The sequence below is a fragment of the Pedobacter nototheniae genome (assembly GCF_004335085.1).
GTDB classification, from domain to species: Bacteria; Bacteroidota; Bacteroidia; order Sphingobacteriales; family Sphingobacteriaceae; genus Pedobacter; species Pedobacter nototheniae.
This window is the reverse complement of the sequence record NZ_RQRS01000059.1, coordinates 1-1,080: the sequence shown is the minus strand read 5'-3', so window position 1 is coordinate 1,080 and position 1,080 is coordinate 1. Positions and strand designations below refer to the sequence as shown.

Below are 1,080 nucleotides of genomic sequence, written 5' to 3'. Positions count from 1 at the left end.
TAATCTGTGTCAGTTGGTTACCTGTGTAACCTGTATAATTGTTGGTCCCAGCGTTATCTCGCGTCAGGCTGGTGATGTTACCCATCACATCATAACTAATTGCCTCACCCAGGTTAGGGGAACTGGCATTGGTTAAACGGTTTAACCTGTCGTAACTGTAACTAAAGGTATTGATGGCTGGATTATTCCCTGGTCCCCATAACTGGTTGCTGATGTTACCATTGTACTGGGGGGTCACGTTTATAGCATCCTGGTAGTTTAACTGGATGCTGAACTGATCGGAAATACTGCTTTTTAACCAGCCTCTTTCATTATAGGCAAATTTGGTGTTTTGTAAAAAGGTATTGCCTCCATCTACACTGTGGCGGTTCTTTTGCTGCAGTTGCCCCAATTCATTGTAATCCAGTTTGCTTAAAAGTATTTCACCTTTACTATTGATGTTTTCAAAGGTGCCAAGTTTCCTGCCCATATGGTCATATTCATAGCGGTTGGCAATTGTTGTAGTTACTCCGCTTGCTACATGGGTGCGGGTACTGGCCGTGAGTTCGCCGGCAAAGTTGTAGGTATTGTCTACTACATCAGTGCCGTTTAAGTGATTTTGACTTTTGCTTTGCACAACCCTTCCTTCTTCATCATAATAGTTAACCGTAAGTAGCTGGCTGCTGCTACCCAGCGTTAAAATACGGCTCCCGGTTTGTAATCCTTTGGTACGCCCGCCATTTACCTGGTTTGCTCCACTTGGTTGCCCAAATGTATTGGCCAAAAAATCGTAATCATCGTAATAATTAATGCTGTAATAGGCACCAATGCTTGCCGTTGGAAGAGTCTGGTTGGTATAACCCGTATTTAAACCATTGCTGTTGGCGTTATCCCGTTTCTCCCATAAAGGCTGGTTTGAAGCTGCTTGGCTGTCAACCGATGCCTGCAGTGTTAGCCGCTCGCCGCCTCCTGTATATAAACCACTTAATATTACACGGCCCAAAGCATCATACTTGGTAAACAACCATTCTTTTGGTGATTTAGCTGCTTGTACGGCATCCTGACTGAATACCACCTGATCCAAGGGGTTATAAACCATAT

General features: G+C 44.1%; 1 pseudogene. It reads right to left on the bottom strand.

The features are described 5' to 3' along the window. Positions 1 to 1,080 (bottom strand): annotated as a pseudogene (locus EHC72_RS22850) (DUF6443 domain-containing protein); the annotation flags it as partial.